The organism is Sphingomonas sp. SRS2, assembly GCF_000971055.1.
Classification (GTDB): Bacteria; Pseudomonadota; Alphaproteobacteria; order Sphingomonadales; family Sphingomonadaceae; genus Rhizorhabdus.
Map to the genome: position 1 here is coordinate 1 of NZ_LARW01000165.1, position 7,383 is coordinate 7,383.

The 7,383-nt window shown below is 66.4% G+C and carries 9 protein-coding genes and 1 pseudogene; 2 read left to right on the forward strand and 8 right to left on the reverse strand.

Going from position 1 to position 7,383, the window contains the following annotated elements; genetic code table 11:
• Window positions 1–223: 223 nt before the first annotated feature.
• Window positions 224–571 (forward strand): annotated as a pseudogene (locus WP12_RS26535) (DUF1428 domain-containing protein); the annotation flags it as partial.
• A complete protein-coding gene (locus WP12_RS26540) occupies window positions 560–940 on the forward strand; it encodes a DUF1428 domain-containing protein (RefSeq protein ID WP_268794749.1) in 381 nt (126 codons plus the stop codon). The pseudogene WP12_RS26535 and the gene WP12_RS26540, both read left to right, overlap by 12 nt.
• A 28-nt stretch (window positions 941–968) precedes the next feature.
• Here the strand turns inward: WP12_RS26540 and WP12_RS23070 are convergent, their stop codons facing one another.
• The 8 genes from WP12_RS23070 to sufC all read right to left on the reverse strand — a co-directional run bounded on the left by WP12_RS23070 (window position 969) and on the right by sufC (window position 7,339).
• Window positions 969–1,622 carry a DedA family protein gene (locus WP12_RS23070; protein ID WP_235399293.1) on the reverse strand — a complete coding sequence of 218 codons (654 nt, stop codon included), beginning with the start codon at window positions 1,620–1,622 and terminating at the stop codon, window positions 969–971.
• Window positions 1,623–1,753: 131 nt separating this feature from the next.
• Complete coding sequence (gene dapD, locus WP12_RS23075) at window positions 1,754–2,575, reverse strand: 2,3,4,5-tetrahydropyridine-2,6-dicarboxylate N-succinyltransferase (RefSeq protein ID WP_046195995.1); 822 nt, start codon at window positions 2,573–2,575, stop codon at window positions 1,754–1,756.
• On the reverse strand, window positions 2,575–3,243 hold the full coding sequence (locus tag WP12_RS23080; protein ID WP_046195996.1) for a pyrimidine 5'-nucleotidase: 669 nt from the start codon (window positions 3,241–3,243) through the stop codon (window positions 2,575–2,577). Before WP12_RS23080 ends, dapD begins: the two co-directional genes overlap by 1 nt.
• Before the next feature lie 60 nt (window positions 3,244–3,303).
• Window positions 3,304–3,657, reverse strand: coding sequence for a HesB/IscA family protein (locus WP12_RS23085; RefSeq protein WP_046195997.1), 354 nt, complete (start codon window positions 3,655–3,657; stop codon window positions 3,304–3,306).
• Window positions 3,657–4,154, reverse strand: a complete 498-nt coding sequence (locus WP12_RS23090) for an SUF system Fe-S cluster assembly protein (RefSeq protein WP_046195999.1) — start codon at window positions 4,152–4,154, stop codon at window positions 3,657–3,659. The genes WP12_RS23085 and WP12_RS23090 overlap by 1 nt, the downstream gene beginning before the upstream one ends.
• Before the next feature lie 11 nt (window positions 4,155–4,165).
• Window positions 4,166–5,356: a cysteine desulfurase gene (locus WP12_RS23095; RefSeq protein WP_235399294.1), complete on the reverse strand. Its 1,191-nt coding sequence runs from the start codon at window positions 5,354–5,356 to the stop codon at window positions 4,166–4,168.
• On the reverse strand, window positions 5,353–6,438 hold the full coding sequence (locus tag WP12_RS23100) for a SufB/SufD family protein (RefSeq protein WP_046196000.1): 1,086 nt from the start codon (window positions 6,436–6,438) through the stop codon (window positions 5,353–5,355). The genes WP12_RS23095 and WP12_RS23100 overlap by 4 nt, the downstream gene beginning before the upstream one ends.
• A 157-nt stretch (window positions 6,439–6,595) precedes the next feature.
• Complete coding sequence (gene sufC, locus WP12_RS23105; protein WP_046196001.1) at window positions 6,596–7,339, reverse strand: Fe-S cluster assembly ATPase SufC; 744 nt, start codon at window positions 7,337–7,339, stop codon at window positions 6,596–6,598.
• Window positions 7,340–7,383 lie beyond the last annotated feature (44 nt).

A 7,383-nucleotide genomic window follows, 5' to 3' on the forward strand; every position in this document is an offset into this window, starting at 1 on the left:
TTCCAGCGAAGCTGAACCGGCGGTCCCGGCCCGCTCCCCCCCCCAACCTCCCGATCCAGCGTAATATATCGGGAGGTTGGGTGGGGGAGCGGGCCGGTACCGTTTCCACGTAAGTGAAACAAACTCCAGCGCTCCGCCTGTCGAGCCCATCGTGCCGCGCGGGGGATGTGACTCTCCATCCCCACCGGGTTAGGCTGGACACGACAGGATAAGGAGAGAGTCGATGGGCTATTTGCAGGGCTTCGTGATCCCGGTGAAGGCGGGCAACAAGGAGGCTTATCGCGCCATGGCCGCGCAGGCCGCGCCGGTCTTCCTCGAAGGCGGCGCAACCCGGATCGTCGAATGCTGGGAAGCCGATGTGCCCGAAGGCAAGCGCACCGACATGCGCAAGGCGGTGAAGGCGCAGGACGGCGAGGCGATCGTCTTCTCGTGGATCCTCTGGCCCGACAAGGCGACCTGCGACGCCGCCGCCGAAAAGATGATGTCCGACGAGCGGATGAAGCCCGACGGGCCGCTGCCGTTCGAGGGCGACCGGATGATCTACGCGGGGTTCGAGACGGTGCTGGACAGCGGTGGCGACGGCCCCTTCGGCTTCGTCGACGGAATCGTGGCGAGCGTCGCCAACGGTCAGCGCGACGTCTTCATCGAGCATGCCCGCGACAGCGCGGCGCTGTTCCGCGAAAAGGGCGCGCTGCGGCTGGTCGACGGCTGGGGCGCGGACGTTCCCGACGGCAAGCTGACCGACTTCAAGGGCGCGGTGCAGGCCGCGGACGGCGAGACGGTGATCTTCGGCTGGATCGAATGGCCCGATAAAGCGGCGCGTGACGCGGGCTGGGGTGCGCTGATGAGCGACCCCCGGATGATGGAAAGTCCGCCGGTCTGGAACGGCTCGCTCGCGATCTTCGGGGGCTTCGCGCCGATTTTCGATAGCGCGAGCTAGAAGCTTCCGCCGGGGCGGCGCGCCTCTCTCACCCCTCCGCGCTTATCTCCGGTATCGGAGCCGGCGGGTTCAGCCGCTCGGCTTTGCGCCGCCGGTGCCGCCGCCACAGCAGCCAGATCAGGAAACAGGTCCCGGGGATCGGGAAGGCGATCATCAGCTCGGTCTTGTAGGGGGTGAGTGTGATCAGGATGCGGTCGACGGTGGGGCCGAACCAGTAGCCGATCGCCGTGTAGAGCGCCGACCAGAGCAGGCAGGCGATGGCGTTTAGCGTGGCGAAGCGCTGGATTGACACGCCGGTCAGCCCCATCGCGATCGGGCTGACGGTGCGCAGCCCATAGAGGAAGCGGAAGATCAGGATATAGGCGTTGGGATAGCGTTCGATGAACGCCACTGCCTTGGCAAAGGCCGGTTTCTGCCGGACGTGGACCACGAAGGGCCTGTCGCGGAAGCGGCGGCCGATCTGGAAGAACAGTTCGTCCGCGACGAAGGCCCCGAAGGCGCAGGCGAGCCAGGAGGCGGCGAGCGGGAAGATGTTGCGATGCGCCATCACCCCACCGGCGATCGCCGCGGTCTCCCCCTCGAACCCCGCGCCGAGCGCGATCGCCCAGGGGCCGATGTCCGATACGAGCTGCCCGAAGTCCATGCGCTGGTTCGCCCGTTGGAGAGGTAGGAAAGCCAACATGTGGCATTCCGGCGCGGGCGGATACCAGAATTGTCGTCGCCCCGGCGGAGGCCGGGGCCCCCACAGGCATGTATGAGACGTCATCCCAGGATCGTGGCGGCCCCGGCCTCCGCCGGGGCGACGTTATGGGTTCAGTCTCTGAGCAGCTCGTTGATCCCGGTCTTCGAGCGGGTCTGCGCATCGACGCGCTTGACGATCACCGCGCAGTAGAGGCCGGGGCCGCCATCCTTGCCGGGCAGCGTGCCGGGGACGACCACCGCATAGCTCGGCACCCGGCCGACGAAGACTTCGCCGGTCGCGCGGTCGACGATCTTGGTCGATGCGCCGAGATAGACGCCCATCGACAGCACCGCGCCCTCCTCGACGATCACGCCCTCGGCGACTTCGGAGCGCGCGCCGATGAAGCAGTTATCCTCGATGATCACCGGGCCCGCCTGAAGCGGTTCGAGCACGCCGCCGATGCCGACGCCGCCCGACAGATGGACGTTCTTGCCGATCTGCGCGCAGCTTCCCACCGTCGTCCAGGTATCGACCATCGTGCCTTCGTCGACGAACGCGCCGAGATTGACGAAGCTGGGCATCAGCACCGCGCCCTTGGCGATATGCGCGCCACGCCGCACGATCGAACCGGGGACCGCGCGGAAGCCTGCCTTGCGATATTCGGCCTCGCCCCAGCCAGCGAATTTCGACGGCACCTTGTCCCACCAGCTTGCTCCGCCCGGAGCGCCGGGGATCAGTTCCATGTCGTTGAGGCGGAAGGAGAGCAGGACGGCCTTTTTGAGCCACTGGTTGACGACCCAGCCATCAGGGCCCTTCTCGGCGACCCGGCGCTCGCCCGAATCGAGCGCGAGCAGCGCGGCCTCGACTGCATCGCGCACCTCGCCTTTGGTGGCGAAGCCGATGGCGTCGCGATCGTCCCAGGCCTTGTCGATGATGGTCTGAAGGTCGCTCATTATTGTCCCCCTGTAATCTCGTGCAGCCATAAGCCGACGTCTTGGATCTCATAATCTATGAAGCTCGTGTCGGCCTCGTGATTGCCGAGCTCGGAGCCGTTGTTCACCCAGACCGTGGTCATGCCGATCGCCTTGGCGGGCTTCAGGTTGCGCGCCATGTCCTCGACGAACAGCGCGGTCGTCGGGTCGATCTTGAAGCTCGCGACCATCGATTCGTAGCTCGCGACATGCGGCTTCGGCTGATAGGCGCAGGCATGGATGTCGTGGATCGCCTCGAAGCTCTTCGACAGGCCGAGCCGTTCGAGGACACGGCCCGCATAGGTCGCGTCGCCATTGGTGAAGATCAGCTTGCGGCCAGGCAGCTTCGCCAGCGCCTCGACCATCCGCCTGTCCTCGGCCAGCGCATCCATTTCGATATCGTGGACGAAGGCGAGGAATTCGTGCGGGTCGATCGCATGGTCCTGCATCAGCCCCGACAGGGTGGTGCCATGTTCGCGGAACATCCGCTTCTGGACGATGCGCGCCTCGTCAGCGTCGAGGCCCAGCAGCCGCTGGACATAGAGCCCCATGCGCTGATCGATCAGCCCGAACAGGTCCGCCGACGCGGGATAGAGCGTGTTGTCCAGATCGAAGATCCAGGCATCGATATGGTCGAGCGCGGCATGCATGGCGGGCCGAATAGGGCCTGGGGATGATAGGTGCAACCAGTCTCCGCCCCACCCCGTGCGTCAGACCGTGAAGCTCTCGCCGCAGCCGCAGCTGCCCTTGGCGTTGGGATTCTGGAAGGTGAAGCCTGCCGAGAAATCATCCTCGACCCAATCCATCACCGATCCGATCAGATAGAGGATCGAGCCGCCATCGACATAGAAGGCGCCGCCGGGCGTCTCGATCTTCTCGTCGAACGGATCGGCCTCGGTGACATAGTCGACCGAGTAAGCGAGTCCCGAGCAGCCGCGGCGCGGGGTCGACAGCTTTACGCCGATCGCGCCTTCGGGGGCCTGACCCATCAGATCGGCTATCCGTGCTTCGGCGGAAGGCGTGAGGATCAGCGCGGCGGGACGGGCGCGGGTGGTGGTGGTCATCACAACATCCCCAGTTCGAGTTTGGCCTCGTCAGACATCTTGGCCGGGTCCCATGGCGGGTCCCAGATCAGGTTGACCTCGGCCGATCCGACTCCGGGCACCGCGCCGACGCGGAGTTCGACTTCGCCCGGCATCGATTCGGCGACGGGACAGTGCGGCGTGGTCAACGTCATCGTCACCACCGCATGCGCGTCCTGGGTGATGTCGACGCCGTAGATAAGCCCGAGGTCATAGATGTTTACCGGGATCTCCGGATCGTAGATTTCCTTGAGCGCATCGATCACGCTTTCATAGAGAGCGCCGCCCGGCTCCCCGGCGCCAGCTTCGACCGAAGGTTTCTGCGAGAGAAAGCCGTCGAGATAGTCTGGCTTGCGCGTCGGCTCCGCCCCGGCATCGCTATCGATCGGCTGGCCACGTGTATCGACCTCGACCCGCGCACGGGGCGCAGACGGCACCGCCGACACTTCCTCGACCTCGATCTTGCCCGGTTCGTTCATGTCTTTGTCCGTCATCCGAAAATCCGTGTCACTCGTTCGATTCCCCGCGCCAGCGCCGCGACATCGGCCGCGTCATTGTGGATGCCGAAGCTCGCGCGCGCCGTGGCAGGAATGTCGAGATGCTCCATCAGCGGCTGGGCGCAATGATGTCCTGCCCGGATCGCCACGCCTTCCTCATCCAATATGGTGCCGATGTCGTGGGGATGCACCCCCTCGATCGCGAAGCTGACGATTCCGGCCGAATCGGCGGGGCCGAACAGGCGAACGCTGTTGATCGCCGACAGCGCGTCGCGCGCCTGTACGACCAGCGCCATCTCATGTGCGTGGATGACGGGCAGGCCGATCGCGTCGACATAGTCGATCGCGGCGTGGAGGCCGAGCGCGCCGACGATGTTCGGCGTCCCCGCCTCGAACCGCTGTGGCGCGGGGGCCCATGTCGTTTGCGCGAAAGTGACCTTGTCGATCATCGAGCCGCCGCCCTGCCAGGGCGGCATCGCATCGAGCAGCTCGCCCCGGGCCCACAGCACGCCGATTCCGGTCGGGCCGTAAAGCTTATGCCCGGAGAAGGCGTAGAAGTCGCAGCCGATCGCCTGCACGTCGGCGCCGATCCGCGGAACCGCCTGACAGCCGTCGATGAGGATTTTCGCACCGACGCCATGCGCCAGTTCGGTCGCCCGTTTTGCATCGAGGACCGAGCCGAGCACGTTCGAGACATGGGCGAGCGCAACCAGCTTATGGCGTTCGGTCAGCATCGCCGCCATCGCGTCGAGGTCGATCTTGCCGTCGTCGGTCAGCGGGCAGACGTCGATCTCGACGCCGGTGCGTTCCTGGATCAATTGCCACGGGACGATGTTCGAATGATGTTCGAGCTTCGACAGCAGGATGCGGTCGCCGGCCTTGAGATTGGCGACGCCCCAGCTTTGCGCGACGAGGTTGATCGCCTCGGTCGCGCCGCGCACGAACACCACCTCGTCGGCGGAACGCGCGTTGATGAAGCGCGCGACCCGCTGGCGCGCGGCTTCATAGCTGATCGTCATGTCGGCCGAGCGGCGATAGACGCCGCGATGGACGGTCGCATAATCCTGGCCATAGGCGCGGTCGATCGCGTCGATCACCGCCTGCGGCTTCTGCGCGGTCGCGGCGGTGTCGAGATAATGCCAGCCCTCGGGAATGGCGGGAAAGTCCCTGGTCCAGGCGTTCACAGCGCGCCCTCCAGCCAGGCTTCGGCGTCGGCCTGGAAGACATCGCGCGCGGCTTCGTCACCGATCCGGCTGATCGCGTCGGCGATGAAGGCCTGGGTCAGCAGCGCCTTGGCGCGATCGGGGGTGATGCCGCGCGAGGTCATGTAGAACATCGCCTGCGCATCGAGCTCGCCGACGGTCGCGCCATGCGCGCACTTCACGTCGTCGGCGAAGATTTCGAGTTCGGGCTTGAGATTGATCGTCGCGGTGCGGGTGAGCATCAGACCGCGCAGCGACTGTTCGCCATCGGTCTTCTGCGCATCGCGGGCGACTTCGACGCGGGCGGCCATGCTTGCAGTGGCCTTGTCGTCCGCGACCGCGCGCCAAAGCTGGCGGCTGCTGCCCTCCTCGCGGGCGTGGCGGACGACGATCGCGGCGTCATGGCGTTGATCGCCGCGCGCCAGCAGCGCGCCGCCATGTTCGGCGAAGGCCCCCGGGCCATCGAGCAGGATCGCCGCGTCGATGCGGGTGCCGCCCGCCCCCGCGCCGAGCAGGGTGGTAACGAGGCTTGCGCCGGCATCGAGCCGCGCTTCGTCGCGCAGCGAGGTGAAGCCGCTCGCCTGGAGAATACGAATTGCGCGCATCAGCCGCGCCGAGCGGCCCAGTTCGATGACGGTCAGCCGGTTCGCCCAGCCGTCGCCGACATGGGTTTCGACGATGTTCGCCTGCGCGTCCTCGGCGAGGACGATATGCGCCGGGACATGGTTGGCCCCGCCGGTCGCGATATGGACGATCTCGATCGGGCCGTCCGCCGGGGTCGCGCCGTCCTTGCCGACGATCAGCGTCCAGCCAGCGCCGGTGGCGAGCCTGCCGAGCGGATGATCGGTCGATGCTTCGGTCGGGCCGACCGTCAGCGGGCCGGGGCTGCTGCGGCCCTGGTCGAGCTTGCCGTCGACGAACAACAGGCGCGGACCGTTGCCGATCCAGTGGGATTCGGGGTCCGATACGGCGTGTGTAGCGGGCGCTTCAGCGATAGCTTCCAGGCCCGAAAGATCGGACCAGCGCCACGCTTCGTCACGGGTAGAGGGCAGCGAGAGAGTCACCAAAGTTCCTCCCCGGTAGGGGGAGGGGGACCGCCGCAGGCGGTGGAGGGAGACTGAGTTGTCGAGCCAGCCGTCGAGGTGGCGAGGAGACGAGCCCCCTCCACCATCCTGCGGATGGCCCCCCTCCCCGTGCCGGGGAGGAAATGGTTGCTCCTGTTCACGCCGCGATCGCCCCATAACCCTCGCGCTCGAGCTCATGAGCGAGCTCCGCGCCGCCGGTGCGGACGATGCGCCCGCTGGCGAGCACGTGGACGAAGTCGGGTTTCACATAGTCGAGCAGGCGCTGATAATGGGTGATCAGCAGCACCGCCTTGTCGGGCTTGCGCATGATCAGGTTGATGCCGCCGCCGATCGTGCGCAGCGCATCGATGTCGAGGCCCGAGTCGGTCTCGTCGAGGATGGCGAGCTTCGGGTCGATGATCCCCATCTGCACCATCTCGTTGCGCTTCTTCTCGCCGCCCGAGAAGCCGACGTTCACCGGGCGCTTGAGCATGTCCATGCTGAGCCCCAGGGCATCGGCCTGAACGCGCGCGCGCTTGAGGAAGTCGCCGCCCGACAGCGGCTCCTCGCCGCGCAGCCGGCGCTGGGCGTTGAGTGCCTCGCGCAGGAACTGGACGTTGGAGACGCCGGGAATCTCGACCGGGTACTGGAAGCCCAGGAACAGTCCGGCGGCGGCGCGCTCGTGCGGTGCCTTGTCGAGCAGATCCTCGCCCTGGAAGGTGACGCTGCCCTCGGTCACTTCATAGCCGGGGCGGCCGCTCAACACATAGGAGAGCGTCGACTTGCCCGCCCCGTTGGGCCCCATGATCGCATGGATCTCGCCCGGGTTGATGGTGAGCGACAGCCCCTTGAGGATCGCCTTGCCGTCGATTTCGGCGTGGAGGTTGGTGATGTTAAGCATGGTCATCTTTCTAGCCTCTCCCCTTCAGGGGAGGGGTTGGGGTG